This window comes from Streptomyces sp. NPDC054757, assembly GCF_053612185.1.
In genome coordinates this window covers 142,170-155,093 of sequence record NZ_JBSHBW010000001.1, presented here as the reverse complement: position 1 = coordinate 155,093, position 12,924 = coordinate 142,170, and the positions used below count along the sequence as shown (strand labels likewise).

Annotated in this window: 13 protein-coding genes; 8 read left to right on the top strand and 5 right to left on the bottom strand. The window is 71.7% G+C overall.

Going from position 1 to position 12,924, the window contains the following annotated elements; genetic code table 11:
* Nucleotides 1–223 precede the first annotated feature (223 nt).
* Together ACWGKJ_RS00615 and ACWGKJ_RS00610 are read left to right on the top strand one after the other, a co-directional pair.
* Nucleotides 224–1,576: an MFS transporter gene (locus ACWGKJ_RS00615; RefSeq protein ID WP_385020963.1), complete on the top strand. Its 1,353-nt coding sequence runs from the start codon at nucleotides 224–226 to the stop codon at nucleotides 1,574–1,576.
* On the top strand, nucleotides 1,573–2,883 hold the full coding sequence (locus tag ACWGKJ_RS00610) for a carboxylesterase family protein (RefSeq protein ID WP_385020966.1): 1,311 nt from the start codon (nucleotides 1,573–1,575) through the stop codon (nucleotides 2,881–2,883). The genes ACWGKJ_RS00615 and ACWGKJ_RS00610 overlap by 4 nt, the downstream gene beginning before the upstream one ends.
* A gap of 76 nt (nucleotides 2,884–2,959) precedes the next feature.
* On the opposite strand, the gene ACWGKJ_RS00605 is transcribed toward ACWGKJ_RS00610, so the two are convergent.
* Both ACWGKJ_RS00605 and mmpB read right to left on the bottom strand, forming a co-directional pair.
* Nucleotides 2,960–3,571 carry a nucleoside triphosphate pyrophosphatase gene (locus tag ACWGKJ_RS00605; RefSeq protein WP_385020969.1) on the bottom strand — a complete coding sequence of 204 codons (612 nt, stop codon included), beginning with the start codon at nucleotides 3,569–3,571 and terminating at the stop codon, nucleotides 2,960–2,962.
* Between the two features lie 24 nt (nucleotides 3,572–3,595).
* Nucleotides 3,596–3,724: a morphogenic membrane protein MmpB gene (gene mmpB, locus ACWGKJ_RS00600; RefSeq protein ID WP_356828410.1), complete on the bottom strand. Its 129-nt coding sequence runs from the start codon at nucleotides 3,722–3,724 to the stop codon at nucleotides 3,596–3,598.
* A gap of 168 nt (nucleotides 3,725–3,892) precedes the next feature.
* Here mmpB and ACWGKJ_RS00595 point away from each other — a divergent pair, with 168 nt between their 5' ends.
* Nucleotides 3,893–5,290 (top strand): amidohydrolase family protein, encoded by a 1,398-nt coding sequence (locus ACWGKJ_RS00595; protein ID WP_385020973.1) that lies wholly within the window; start codon nucleotides 3,893–3,895, stop codon nucleotides 5,288–5,290.
* A 151-nt stretch (nucleotides 5,291–5,441) separates the two neighbouring features.
* On the opposite strand, the gene ACWGKJ_RS00590 is transcribed toward ACWGKJ_RS00595, so the two are convergent.
* Both ACWGKJ_RS00590 and ACWGKJ_RS00585 read right to left on the bottom strand, forming a co-directional pair.
* Entirely contained in the window at nucleotides 5,442–5,648 is a 207-nt protein-coding gene (locus tag ACWGKJ_RS00590) for an acyl-CoA carboxylase epsilon subunit (RefSeq protein WP_385020976.1), read from the bottom strand.
* Nucleotides 5,649–5,709: 61 nt separating this feature from the next.
* A complete protein-coding gene (locus ACWGKJ_RS00585; protein ID WP_385020980.1) occupies nucleotides 5,710–7,293 on the bottom strand; it encodes an acyl-CoA carboxylase subunit beta in 1,584 nt (527 codons plus the stop codon).
* A gap of 119 nt (nucleotides 7,294–7,412) precedes the next feature.
* Between ACWGKJ_RS00585 and ACWGKJ_RS00580 the strand changes: the two genes are divergently transcribed.
* The 4 genes from ACWGKJ_RS00580 to ACWGKJ_RS00565 all read left to right on the top strand — a co-directional run bounded on the left by ACWGKJ_RS00580 (nucleotide 7,413) and on the right by ACWGKJ_RS00565 (nucleotide 11,847).
* Nucleotides 7,413–8,303, top strand: coding sequence for a biotin--[acetyl-CoA-carboxylase] ligase (locus ACWGKJ_RS00580; protein ID WP_385020983.1), 891 nt, complete (start codon nucleotides 7,413–7,415; stop codon nucleotides 8,301–8,303).
* Between the two features lie 181 nt (nucleotides 8,304–8,484).
* The gene (locus ACWGKJ_RS00575) at nucleotides 8,485–9,639 is read left to right on the top strand and encodes an adenylate/guanylate cyclase domain-containing protein (RefSeq protein WP_385020986.1); all 1,155 of its coding nucleotides are present in this window, start codon (nucleotides 8,485–8,487) and stop codon (nucleotides 9,637–9,639) included.
* Nucleotides 9,640–9,754: 115 nt separating this feature from the next.
* Nucleotides 9,755–10,594 (top strand): enoyl-CoA hydratase/isomerase family protein, encoded by an 840-nt coding sequence (locus ACWGKJ_RS00570; RefSeq protein ID WP_385020989.1) that lies wholly within the window; start codon nucleotides 9,755–9,757, stop codon nucleotides 10,592–10,594.
* A gap of 110 nt (nucleotides 10,595–10,704) precedes the next feature.
* Nucleotides 10,705–11,847, top strand: coding sequence for a diguanylate cyclase domain-containing protein (locus ACWGKJ_RS00565; protein ID WP_453315649.1), 1,143 nt, complete (start codon nucleotides 10,705–10,707; stop codon nucleotides 11,845–11,847).
* Between the two features lie 31 nt (nucleotides 11,848–11,878).
* Here ACWGKJ_RS00565 and ACWGKJ_RS00560 read toward each other — a convergent pair whose 3' ends face one another.
* Nucleotides 11,879–12,136 carry a hypothetical protein gene (locus tag ACWGKJ_RS00560; protein ID WP_385020995.1) on the bottom strand — a complete coding sequence of 86 codons (258 nt, stop codon included), beginning with the start codon at nucleotides 12,134–12,136 and terminating at the stop codon, nucleotides 11,879–11,881.
* A gap of 275 nt (nucleotides 12,137–12,411) precedes the next feature.
* On the opposite strand from ACWGKJ_RS00560, the gene ACWGKJ_RS00555 reads away from it, so the two are divergent.
* A complete protein-coding gene (locus ACWGKJ_RS00555) occupies nucleotides 12,412–12,768 on the top strand; it encodes a hypothetical protein (protein WP_385020998.1) in 357 nt (118 codons plus the stop codon).
* The last annotated feature ends 156 nt before the right edge of the window (nucleotides 12,769–12,924 follow it).

The following is a 12,924-nucleotide window of genomic DNA, read 5'->3' as shown; positions in this document are numbered from 1 at the left end:
CTCCTGGTGCGGAGTGGCCGGAGGGAAGGCTTCCGGTATACCGAAACAGCTATGGTGAACTCCGTTTTCAGTATTTGTGTGTGATGGCCCACGGCGCCACGATCCACGGAACAAGCGAGAGGTCACCCCCGTGAACCAGCCCGTGAATCCGTCCCCCGGGTACCAGCCCGTGATCCCGTCCCCGGTGAATCCGACCCCCGGGGACCAGTCCGTGAATCCCCCCGTGAACCCCCCGTCCCCCGCCAGGACCGCTGTCGCGACGCTCGCCGGCACGACCCTGGAGTGGTACGACTTCTTCCTCTACGGCACGGCCGCCGCACTGGTCTTCAACAAGCAGTTCTTCCCGTCGCTCAGCCCCGCGGCCGGCACCCTCGCCAGCTTCAGTACGCTCGCCGTCGGCTTCGTCGCCCGGCCCCTCGGGGGCCTGGTCTTCGGCCACTTCGGCGACCGGATCGGACGCAAGGCGACCCTGGTGGTCTCCCTGGTCCTGATGGGGATCGGCTCCACTCTCATCGGCCTCCTCCCCGGATACGCGTCCATCGGCTTCTGGTCACCGGCGCTGCTCGTGACCCTGCGGATCATCCAGGGCATCGGGCTGGGCGGTGAGGGCGCGGGTGCCACCCTGATGTCGATGGAGCACGCGCCGGGGACCAGACGGAACCTCTACGCGGGCTTCCCGCAGATGGGGACCCCGGCCGGACTGGTCCTGGCGAACGTCGTCTTCCTGGCCGCCAACTCGCTGCTCGGCGACGACACGTTCACCGCGTGGGGCTGGCGCATCCCCTTCCTGCTGAGCTTCGTCCTGGTCGCGGTGGGCCTGGTGATCAGGCTCCGGGTCACCGAGTCGCCGTCCTTCCACCGGGTGCTCGCCGATGGCGAGGTGGTCAGGTTCCCGCTCGCCGAGTCCCTGAAGGTTGGATTCCCCCGGCTGGTGCTGACGCTGCTCGCGGTGGTCGCCAACTCGGCCGTCGCCTATGTGTTCATGGTGTTCACGCTCTCGTACGGCAGCGAACACCTGCACTACGACAAGCAGTTCCTGATCCTGAGCGTGACGGCGGCGGCGGTGCTCTGGTTCGCGGCGATACCGGTGTGGACGACGTACGCGGACCGGCACGGCCGGCGCACCATGTTCATCGCGGGCTCCGCCGCCATCCTGGTCTGGTGCGTGGCCTTCTTCCCGCTGCTGGACACCGGCAGCCCGGTGCTCGCCGTGGTCGCGCTGGTGGGCATGGGGCTCATCATCCCCGTGACCCACTGCGTCCAGGGCTCCCTCATCGCGGACACCTTCCCGGCCCGGGTCCGGTACTCCGGGTCCTCGGTGATCCTGCAGAGCGGCGCCATCCTGGGCGGCGGGCTCGCCCCCATGATCGCCACCGCGCTGCTGAACACCGACGGGACGTCCACCGGGGTGACCTGGTATCTCGCGGTGATCTGCGCGGTCAGCCTGGGCGGTGCGGTCGCGCTGTTCCGGCTGGTGCCGGAGAGCGCCCCGGCGCAGGCGCCGGAACCGGTGGAGACTGGAACCGCGGACGCCGTACCCGGTGGGCCGCTGACCGGCACAGGAGGTACGGCATGACAGGCTCCAGCACTGGGTCGACCGGTACGGGGCCGACCGGTACCGGGACGAGCGGCACCGGCCCGGCCGGTGCGGAGCCTGTCCGTACGGGCCCCATCCGCTATGCGACCGCCGAGCGCTTCGGACGGCCGCGTGCCGTGGCGGCCCGTGACGCCCGCCCCGCCGGCGGCGAGATCTGCCCGCAGCCGCCGTCCAGGCTCGACGCGGTGATGGGCCCGCCCCACGACCGCAGGCCCCAGGGCGAGGACTGCCTGAATCTGACGGTCACCGCCCCGGCCGGGGGCGGCGGGGCCCGGCCGGTGATGGTCTGGTTCCACGGCGGCGGGTTCAGCAGCGGCGCCGGCCTGATGGACTGGTACGACGGCGGGGCGCTCGCCGCACAGGGCGATGTGGTGGTCGTCGGGGTCAACTACCGGGTGGGCGCACTGGGTTATCTCTGTCTCGACGGCGTCAGCGAGGGGAACCTCGGCCTGTACGACCAGCTCGAAGCGCTCCGCTGGGTGCGGGAGCACATCGCGGAGTACGGCGGCGACCCCGGCAGTGTCACCGTCTTCGGCCAGTCGGCGGGCGGTATCTCGATCCGGCTGCTGATGGAGATGGCCGAGGCCCGGGGGCTCTTCCACCGCGCGATTCTGCAGAGCGCCCCCCTGGTGCTCACCGAGCGGTCCCGCGAGGACGCCGAGGCGCTCGGGCGGATCTTCGCGGATCACCTCGCCACGCTGGGCGAGTCCCCGTCGACTGCGGGCCCGGCGGCGCTGCTCGACGCACAGCGGGTGACCGCGGCGGCCCATCTCCGGGAGGCGGCCAGTTCCCTGGAGCCGCCGTTCAGCCCCGTCGAAGGGGTGATCGGCCGGGACGGCGCCGCCTTCGCGGCGAACGTCCGCGGCCTGGACGTCCTGTACGGCTGGAACGCCGACGACATGACCGCCTTCCCGGGCGAGACGGGCGACCCGGCGGAGCTCACCGCCCGGATGTACGCCGCACCCCTCGCGGAGCTGGGCGCCCGGCTCGAACGGGCGGGCGCCCGGGTGCACTCCTACCGGCTCGACTGGCGCCCCGCGGGTTCGCCCCTCGGTGCGACCCACTGCGTCGAACTGCCGCTGCTGCTCGGCGGCCGGGGGGCGTGGGAGGGCGCCCCGATGCTGGGCGACACCCCCTGGGATGAGGTCGAGGCGCTGGGCGCCGCACTGCGGACGACCTGGCTGGGCTTCGTACGGACCGGAGTCCCCGGCGCGGCGCCGGAGCCGCTGCACTGCGCCGAGGGGCCCGCGCCGGTTCCGGTCCCGGGGCGGTCGGACATGGTCTGACGTGGTCGGACCAGGTCTGACCGGTTTCGGATGCGGAGACCGTCAGACCCAGAGGTCCGTCAGACCCAGGGGTCCGTCAGACCCAGAGGTCTGTGAGGGACACGTCCAGTTCGGCCAGCAGCTTGCGCAGCAGCGGCAGCGAGAGTCCGATGACATTGCCGTGGTCGCCCTCGATGGAGTCGACGAACGGTGCCGAGCGGCCGTCGAGGGTGAAGGCCCCCGCGACATGGAGCGGTTCGCCGCTCGCCACGTACGCGGCGACCTCGGCGTCCGTCGGTTCGCCGAAGCGGACCGTGGTGGACGCGGTGGCCGACACGGTGCGGCCGGTCGCGGTGTCGATGACGCAGTGACCGGTCTGCAGGATGCCTGCCCGGCCGCGCATGGCCCTCCAGCGTGCGGTGGCCTCATCGGCGTCGGCCGGCTTGCCGAGCGCCTCGCCGTCCAGCTCCAGTACGGAGTCACAGCCGATGACGAGGGCGCCGGCCGCGGCCTCCCGGGCGGCGACCGACCGGGCCTTGGCCTCGGCCAGTACGAGAGCCAGCTCGGCGGGGGTGGGGGCGCTGAGGGCGTCCTCGTCCACGCCGCTGACGATCACCTCGGGGTCGAGTCCGGCGTTGCGGAGCAGTCCGAGACGGGCGGGCGATGCGGAACCGAGAACGAGTCGGCGCTGTGCAGTCATGCGGGCCATCGTATGACCGCACGAGCGACCCGTTCAGCGCAGGCTGAGCACCGCCATCACGAGAACCATCGCCGCGGCGAGTACGAGACCGGCACGGCGCAGCATCGCCTGTGCGTCCCGCAGCTCCTTGGGCGGTTTGTTCTCCGGATCGGACCACAGCATGCACCCGATGGTGCGGCCGGGGAGGGTCCCGGCGCCTGAGTACGGGTACTCAGGCTGCCCGGACGAGTCGGACACCTCCCCATTGCTGACGCCCCGTCAGTTGGCTGGAAGCCGTCTTCATGCGTCGCGTCAGGGCCGGGATATAAAAATGGAATGAACTTTCCGAAAATGAGCAGACGAAGCGTTCTCGCAGGTCTTGGTGCTGTTCCGCTGGCGGCAGCCACCGGGTTACCGGCCACCGCCCACGAACGGCCGACCGGTCACGGCGAGAAACCGGGCGAGCGGCGGACCACCCTGCTGCGCGGCGCCGGTCTCGTCCTCACCATGGACCCGGGCGTCGGCGAAGGCGAACTCGGCACCATGGAGGGCGGCACCGACGTCCTGCTGCGGGACGGGAGGATCGCCGCCGTCGGCCGGGGACTCGACGTCCCGCACGGCGCGCGGGTGGTGGACGCCACCGGCAAGCTGGTCATGCCGGGCTTCGTCGACATCCACAACCACCTCTGGCAGTCGAGCATCCGCGGCGGCTGCTCCGACCAGAACGTGACCGGCTGGCTCGCGGCCTGCAACCGTACGACGCTGCCGAAGATCGACGCCCAGGACATGTACGGATTCGTCCATCTCGCGGCCCTGGACGCGCTGCAGGCCGGAGTCACCACCGTCGTGGACTGGGTGCACGCCATCCCGTACGAGACGAGTGAGCGCTATGTCCGGGCGCTGCACGACTCAGGGCTGAGGTTCGTCTACGCGATGACGCAGAGCGGCGCCGACCGCCGGCTGATCCCCGAGGTGAAGAAGGACTTCCTGGACCCGCTGCCGCTGGCATCCGCCCAGGTGGCGGTGCATGCGAGCATGCCCGGGATCAAGGATCTGCGGCTGCTGCACGAGGTCTCCCGGGACCTCGGACTGATGATCAACTCCCATGTCCTGGAGAACCGCGACGACCGCAAGGACGAGCAGATCCGCGCCCTGCGCGAGGTCGGCGCCTTCGGTCCCGGACTGCTGATGAACCACGCGATCCACCTCACCGACGACGAGATAGCGCTCACCGGCGACCACGGTGTACGGGTGGCGCACTGCCCGCTCAGCAATATGCGGCTGGCCTCCGGCATCATGCCGCTGCCCGCGATGCACCGGCGCGGCATCCGGGCCGGGCTCGGGCATGACGGCGGCACCAACGACACATCCGACATGTTCAACGTGATGAAGGCGGCCGTCGGCCTCCAGCGGGCGCTTCACCTGGACGCCGGGATCCACCCGACCATCCCGGCGGTGCTGCGGCTGGCGACGATGGGCGGCGCCGAATGCGTCGGGCTGGCCGGTCAGGTCGGCTCACTGACGCCGGGCAAGCGCGCCGACGTTCTGGTCCTGGACCCCGGCACCCTCAACTTCGCCCCGCGCTTCGACTGGGTCAGCCAGATCGTGCTCAACGGCCAGCCGCCGAACGTCAGTGAGGTCTTCATCGACGGCTACCTGCGGAAGTCCGGCGGGGAGCTGGTGAACGTGGACACCGAACAGGTGGTCCGCGCGGCGGAACGGGCGGCGGCACACGTACGCGCGGCCTGACCCGGGCGGCGGCACACGTACGGCGGCGTGACCCCGGCGGTCTGACCCGGACGGCCCGCCCCGGGGCGGGCCGGGACCCGCCCGTAGCTACCCGCCCGTGGTGACCCGGCCGCCACAACGCCCTGGCGGGACCGCACCCGCCCGTACCGCCCTACCCCGGCCAGTAGGTGCGCGCCCACGCCCGCGGCCCCGGCTGCGGTATCCGGTGCCGGGCGATGCGCGCCGGGTCCGACCACTCCTCCGGTGGCAGCGGCGCTCCTGACGGGGCGGCGGCCGCCGCGGCGGCGCGCGCCTGGACCACCGCGACCGCGGCGGCCAGCTCCTCCGGGGTCGGGTTTCCCCGTACGACCTTGATCATCGTCGAGCCCTTCTGCGGATGGGGTGGGTAGCGGTCCGTAAGCAGTGTCCGGAAGTGGTTCCTACAGCGGAATGTTGCCGTGCTTCTTGGGCGGCAGCGACTCCCGCTTCGTGCGCAGCTGACGCAGCCCCCGCACGATGTGCCTGCGGGTCTCGGACGGCATGATCACCGCGTCGACATAGCCGCGTTCGGCCGCGACATACGGGTTGAGCAGCGTGTCCTCGTACTCCGAGATCAGCTCGGCCCGGGTCGCGTCGGCGTCCTGCGCGGCCGCGATGGTGCGCCGGTGCAGGATGTTCACCGCGCCCTGCGCGCCCATCACCGCGATCTGCGCGGTGGGCCAGGCGACATTGAGGTCGGCGCCCAGGTGCTTGGAGCCCATCACGTCGTACGCGCCGCCGAACGCCTTGCGCGTGATCACCGTGATCAGCGGGACCGTGGCCTCCGCGTACGCGTAGATCAGCTTGGCACCGCGCCGGATGATGCCGCCGTACTCCTGGTCCACACCCGGCAGGAAGCCCGGCACGTCGACGAAGGTGATGACGGGGACGTTGAACGCGTCGCAGGTGCGGACGAAGCGCGCCGCCTTCTCGGACGCGTTGATGTCCAGACAGCCGGCGAACTGCATCGGCTGGTTGGCGACGATGCCCACCGGGTGGCCCTCGACCCGTCCGAAACCGGTCACGATGTTCGGCGCGAACAGGCCCTGGGTCTCCAGGAACTCACCGTCGTCCAGCACATGCTCGATGGCCGTGTGCATGTCGTACGGCTGGTTCGCCGAGTCCGGGATGAGCGTGTCCAGCTCCCGGTCCACGTCCGAGGTCTCCAGATCCGCCTCCTCGGGGAAGGCGGGCGCGTCGGAGAGGTTGTTCGAAGGGAGGTAGGAGAGCAGCGACTTGACGTACTCGATCGCGTCCTTCTCGTCACCCGCCATGTGGTGCGCCACACCGGACGTGGTGTTGTGCGTACGGGCGCCGCCCAGCTCCTCGAAGCCGACATCCTCACCGGTGACGGTCTTGATGACGTCGGGCCCGGTGATGAACATGTGCGAGGTCTGGTCGACCATCACCGTGAAGTCGGTGATGGCGGGGGAGTACACGGCGCCGCCCGCGCACGGGCCGACGATCAGGCTGATCTGCGGGATCACCCCCGACGCGTGGACGTTGCGGCGGAAGATCTCGGCGAACAGGCCGAGCGCGGCCACCCCCTCCTGGATCCGGGCGCCGCCGCCGTCGTTGATGCCGATGATCGGGCAGCCGGTCTTCATGGCGAAGTCCATGACCTTGACGATCTTCTCGCCGTACACCTCGCCGAGCGACCCGCCGAAGATGGTGAAGTCCTGCGAGTAGACACAGACCGGGCGGCCGTCGACCGTGCCGTAACCGGTCACCACACCGTCGCCGTACGGGCGGTTCTTCTCGATGCCGAAGTTGGTGGAGCGGTGCCGGGCGAACTCGTCCAGCTCGGTGAACGACCCGTCGTCGAGGAGCAGTTCCACTCGCTCACGGGCTGTCAGCTTGCCCTTGGCATGCTGCTTCTCCACCGCGCGCGCCGAACCGGCGTGGGTCGCCTCCTCGATGCGGTGCTGAAGATCCGCGAGCTTCCCCGCGGTGGTGTGGACGTTGATCTCTTCCGGCTCGGACATCGGGTTGCGGCTCCCTGGGTGCGCAGGCGTCTGACAGGGCGTTTCGGCTACAGACACGTAGCGTATCGGCGCTGATGCGCCTCGGCAGTGCGTCGTTTGCCACACCTACTGTGGGTTGCATGACGTCATCCGATGTACCTGGGAACCGCTGGACGGATCTGGAGCGCCCGCCGCTGAACGCGACGGCCCTGCGCCGCGCGCTGGTGCGGCCGGGGTCCCTGTGGACCTCGCTCGACGTGGTCGCGGCCACCGGGTCCACCAACTCCGACCTCGTGGGGCGCGCCGCCGGACTTGAGGAAGGGGCGGTGCTGGTGGCCGAGGAACAGAGCGCGGCCCGCGGCCGGCTGGACCGCACCTGGTCGGCGCCCGCGCGCTCCGGGCTCTTCTTCTCCGTACTCCTGCGGCCCGGCCCGCGGGTCCCGGCCGAGCGCTGGGGGTGGCTGCCGCTGCTCACCGGGGTCGCGGTGGCCGCCGGTCTCTCCCGGGCAGCGGGCGTCGACACCGCGCTGAAGTGGCCGAACGACCTGCTCGTCACGGTTCCCGGGGACTCCGGCCCGCCCGGCCCCGGGGATGCCCCGTCCGGCGCCGAGCGCAAGGCGGGCGGCATCCTCGTCGAACGCACCGCGGACGGCGCCGTGGTGGTCGGCGTCGGCATCAACGTCTCGCTCCACGCGGCGGAACTGCCCGTCCCCACCGCGGGCTCGCTGGCCCTCGCCGGGGCGGTCTCCACCGACCGCGACCCACTGCTGCGGGCCGTGCTGCGCTCCCTTGAGCAGTGGTACGGGGAGTGGCGAGCCGAGGACGGCGACCCGGCCGCCTCACGGCTCCAGGAGGCGTACACGGCGGGCTGCTCGACCCTGGGCCGTACCGTCCGTGCCGAGCTGCCCGGCGACACCTCGCTGACCGGCGAGGCCGTCGCCGTCGACGGCGACGGGCGGCTGGTGCTGGCAACCGGGGACGGCGTGCGGCCGGTCGGCGCGGGTGACATCGTGCACCTGCGCCCGGTCTGACACCGGTCCGGGGGCGGGGCGGCGTCCGGACCTGCGCCCCGCCCGACACCGGCCGGAACAGCGCCGGGCACGTGAGCTACGGCACACCTGCCGTATGGTTGAGGCGATCCGCGGGCAGATCAGCACGGAGCGTCAGCCAGATCGGCAGGGCAGTGCGCAGGGAATGGGCAGGAGGCGGCAGGTGACCGTCGACAACATCTCGTCCGGCGCGGAGGAGGAGCCCCCGTTCTCTCCGTACCGCACCCCCCACCATGAGGTCGATCACACCGCGGAGCCGAGCAACGACCCGCTCGCGATCCGGCTCGAACACCTGATTCTCGGCGCCGACCGGCGCTACACCCCCTTCCAGGCGGCGCGTACGGCCGGTGTCTCGATGGAGCTGGCCTCCCGTTTCTGGCGGGCGATGGGCTTCCCCGACATAGGCCAGGCCAAGGCGCTCACCGAGGCCGATGTGCTGGCGCTGCGCCGGCTGGCCGGGCTCGTGGAGGCGGGGCTGCTGAGCGAGCCGATGGCGGTGCAGGTCGCCCGGTCCACCGGGCAGACCACCGCCCGGCTCGCCGAGTGGCAGATCGACTCCTTCCTGGCCGGCCTGACCGAGCCGCCCGAGCCGGGGATGACCCGCACCGAGGTCACCTATCCGCTGGTGGAGCTGTTGCTTCCGGAACTGGAGGAGTTCTTGCGCTATGTGTGGCGGCGCCAGCTGGCGGCCGCCACCGGGCGGGTCGTCCAGGCCGCGGACGACGAGGAGATGGTCGACCGCAGGCTCGCGGTGGGCTTCGCCGACCTCGTCGGTTTCACCCGGCTGACCCGGCGCCTGGAGGAGGAGGAGCTCGGCGAGCTGGTCGAGGCCTTCGAGACGACCTGCGCCGACCTGGTCGCGGCACACGGCGGCAGGCTCATCAAGACCCTCGGCGACGAGGTGCTGTACGCGGCGGACGACGCGGGCACGGCCGCCGAGATCGCGCTGCGGCTCATCGAGACCATGAGCAACGACGAGACCATGCCGGAGCTGCGCGTCGGTATCGCCTTCGGCACCGTCACGACCCGGATGGGCGACGTCTTCGGCACCACCGTGAACCTGGCATCGCGGCTCACCTCGATAGCGCCCAAGGACACGGTCCTGGTGGACGGCGCGCTCGCCGAGGAGCTGGGGCGCCACGGTGACGCGCCGGTCTCCGAGTCGGAGGCCGCGGCCGAGACCGAGCGCGCCGAGAAGAACGGCGAGGAGCCGCCCGCCTACCGCTTCGCCCTCCAGCCGATGTGGCAGCGGCCGGTGCGCGGACTCGGCGTGGTCGAGCCCTGGCTGCTCACCCGTCGTACGAGTCGTACGACCTGAGGCGCCGGGGCCGCCGACGCTCCGGCGGGCGCCGGGCCGCGCGCTGCCGACCGGACGCCGGGCCGGGGCCGCCGGGGGCTGACGCGCGCGGTGCCCGCTGGCCTATCGTGCGCGGATGACCTCAGAAATCTCAGATACTGGAACGGGCACGGCTGCCGGGACGGACGCGGGTGAGCGGCGGTTCGGTGAGTACGTCGTCGTGCGCCGCCACGGCCATGTCGCCGAACTGGTCCTGGACCGGCCCAAGGCGATGAACGCCGTGTCGACGGAGATGGCACGGTCCATCGCGGCGGCCTGCGAGGCGCTGGCCGCGGACTCCACGGCGCGGACCGTGGTGCTGACCTCCACCCATGACCGGGCCTTCTGTGTGGGCGCCGACCTCAAGGAGCGCAACTCCCTCACGGACGCCGAGCTGGTGCGCCAGCGCCCCACGGCGCGCGCCGCGTACACCGGCGTACTGGAGCTGCCGGTGCCCACCGTGGCCGCCGTGCACGGCTTCGCGCTGGGCGGCGGGTTCGAGCTGGCGCTCGCCTGCGATCTGATCGTGGCGGACGGTACGGCAGTGGTCGGCCTGCCGGAGGTGTCGGTCGGGGTGATCCCCGGGGGCGGCGGCACCCAGCTGCTGCCGCGCCGCGTCGGCGCGGCCCGCGCGGCCGAGCTGGTCTTCAGCGCCCGGCGGGTCGAGTCGGCCGAGGCCCGCGAGCTGGGCCTGATCGACATCCTGGCCGACGACGCCCGCACCGGGGCGCTGGAGCTCGCGGACCGTATCGCGGCGAACTCGCCGGTCGGGCTGCGGGCGGCGAAGCGTGCGCTGCGGCTGGGCCACGGTCTCGATCTGCGGGCCGGCCTTGAGGTCGAGGACGCGGCCTGGCGGTCGGTGGCCTTCTCGGGGGACCGGGCGGAGGGTGTGGCGGCGTTCAACGAGAAGCGGAAGCCGCAGTGGCCGGGGGAGTGAGGCTCGCGGAGTCCTCCGGAGCGTCCGTCCGTCCGCATCCCACAGCCGCATGTCACAGCGCGTGAGCGCATAACTACTCAAAAGCCGCACATCGTCTTTAAGCTGAAGCAATGGGTGACGATGTGCGGCTGCGTGCAGTGGTGACGCTGGCACAGGCCATGGCGTCGGCGCAGACTCCGCGTGCGTCCTGGCGGGCGGCCACGCTCGGCGCGTGCGAGGCGCTGGGCGGCAGTTTCGCCGCGCTCTCGGTCTGGGAGCGGGAGCTGGGCCGGCTCAAGGTGCTCGCCAATGTGGGGGAGCGGGTCGAGGGCGAGGCCGAGTTCCCCGACGCCGAGACCTATCCGGTCAACCACTTCCCGGAGATCGCCGAATTCCTGCACGAGCGGTGGGCGAGCGGCGGCGAACCCAACGCCTGGGTCGAGACGGCCGACGGACCGGCCGAGTCCACGGCCGGCTACTGCCACCAGCGGGTGGCCGCGCTGCGCCGGCGCGGGCGCGGCAGCTGTGTGGTCGCGCCCATAGTGCTGCGCGGCCGGGCCTGGGGCGAGCTGTATGTGGCCAGGCCGGTGGGGACCCCTGTCTTTGACCGGGCCGACGCGGACTTCGCCACGGTGCTGGCCGCGGTGGTGGCGGCCGGACTGGCGCAGACCGAGCGCCTGGAGGAGGTCAGGAAGCTGGCCTTCACCGACCCGCTGACCGGGCTCGCCAACCGCCGCGCGGTCGACATCGGGCTGGACGCGGCGGTGGAACGGTTCCTGGCGGACGGAACCGTCGTCAGCCTGATGGTCTGCGACCTGAACGGTCTGAAGCGGGTCAACGACACCCATGGCCACGCGGTCGGCGACCGGCTGCTCGAACGCTTCGGGTCGGTCCTCTCGGTCTGCGGCGCGATGCTGCCGGGCGCGCTGGCCGCGCGCCTCGGCGGCGACGAGTTCTGCCTGCTCTCGGTGGGCCCGTCGGCGGACGCGGCGATCGCGGTCGCGGACGAGCTCTGCGTACGGGCGGGCGAGCTGGAGCTGGGGGACGGGGTGGCGTGCGGGGTCGCGTCCACCGGCGATCCGATCGGGCCGCTGAAGTCCGCCCGCCGGCTGTTCCGGCTGGCGGACGCCGCGCAGTACCGCGCCAAGGCCGCCCGGTCGGTGAAGCCGGTGGTGGCGGGGCGGGACGGCGCGGTGATGCGGCTGGCCGACACTCCTTCGCCGACCGGCGACCGCCGCCGGGTCCGGGGCAAGCGGACCGGTCCCGCCACCTGAGGGCCTGACCCTCCGATGGCCTGCGGGCCCGTCAGCCGGTGGGCGTACGGCGCCCCACGTAGACGACCGATGCCGCCCCGAGGCCCAGGAAGAGCGTGCCGCCGACCACGTACCCGGTGGTGTCCGCCCGGCCGGGAGCGGCCGGGAGAGCGGCAGTGTGCCGCTGGCCTGTGTGCACCCGGGCCCCGGAGCGCTGGTCGCCCGAGGTGTGTGCCGAGGGGACGAACCACAGGGCGCAGAGCAGGACCCCCGCCGATGCGGCGGTCAACAGCGGCCGGCGGGCTGACACAGGATCGATCTCCCTTGCTGCAAACCTGAATTGGCGCTGGTGTGCCGATGCTAGTGCCACGGCAGGCAAGGTTTGCCCCGTCGCGACGCCCGGCACGCACTCTCGCCGCACCGGCCGAAAGCCCAAGTACGTCCAGTACGAGGACTTCCGGCCGGCACGCCGAGAGCACGCACCGGACGCCGCTCCTTGACGGGCAAACCTTGCCTGCCGCGGCACTGGTGAAAGCAGCGGGTCGCAGGAAAGCCGCGGAGGCCGGGAGCCTTACGCTCCGTCGCATGACCACTGAAGAAACATCCCGCTATGTACGTCTCAAGGTCGAATTGGTGCTGGAGGTCCACGACGCACCCGCGCTCTGCGAGGCCGCGCTCGAACGGATCGCGGACGACGCGGAAGGGGCGCAGCCCGGCATGCTCGGTGAGGACCGTACGCATGCCGAGGCCACCGTCAGGGAAGACGCTGCAGAAGCGGTCGCCCACCTGGTGGACCCGCTCGACCTGCTCGGCGAGGTGCCGGGGGTCGAACTCGTCCAGGCCGGGTGGTCGAGCGAACAGATCGACTACGACCCCGATTCGCTGGAATGGGACCTGGACGAGGAAGATGAGCCGGACGACGATGGGGGTGTGACTCCGTAACCCCCTCTCCGTAACTCCGTTGTGTGACAAGGCAGTCACGGGGAGCGGGGGGCTTGGAGCGGCACGGGATCCCGGAGTGCGGGCACCGCACTCCGGGGCGGGGGCCTTCCGGGACCGCACGTGTTGTTTCCCACATCTTCACCGGATGGGGAACCG

Coding starts and splice junctions, on each gene's coding strand:
- ACWGKJ_RS00590 (WP_385020976.1), bottom strand. CDS start 5,648: ATGATCAAGGTCGTACGGGGAAACCCGACCCCGGAGGAGCTGGCCGCC.
- mmpB (WP_356828410.1), bottom strand. CDS start 3,724: ATGCTGTGGTCCGATCCGGAGAACAAACCGCCCAAGGAGCTGCGGGAC.
- ACWGKJ_RS00610 (WP_385020966.1), top strand. CDS start 1,573: ATGACAGGCTCCAGCACTGGGTCGACCGGTACGGGGCCGACCGGTACC.
- ACWGKJ_RS00570 (WP_385020989.1), top strand. CDS start 9,755: ATGACCTCAGAAATCTCAGATACTGGAACGGGCACGGCTGCCGGGACG.
- ACWGKJ_RS00595 (WP_385020973.1), top strand. CDS start 3,893: ATGAGCAGACGAAGCGTTCTCGCAGGTCTTGGTGCTGTTCCGCTGGCG.
- ACWGKJ_RS00580 (WP_385020983.1), top strand. CDS start 7,413: ATGACGTCATCCGATGTACCTGGGAACCGCTGGACGGATCTGGAGCGC.
- ACWGKJ_RS00555 (WP_385020998.1), top strand. CDS start 12,412: ATGACCACTGAAGAAACATCCCGCTATGTACGTCTCAAGGTCGAATTG.
- ACWGKJ_RS00585 (WP_385020980.1), bottom strand. CDS start 7,293: ATGTCCGAGCCGGAAGAGATCAACGTCCACACCACCGCGGGGAAGCTC.
- ACWGKJ_RS00605 (WP_385020969.1), bottom strand. CDS start 3,571: ATGGCCCGCATGACTGCACAGCGCCGACTCGTTCTCGGTTCCGCATCG.
- ACWGKJ_RS00565 (WP_453315649.1), top strand. CDS start 10,705: ATGGGTGACGATGTGCGGCTGCGTGCAGTGGTGACGCTGGCACAGGCC.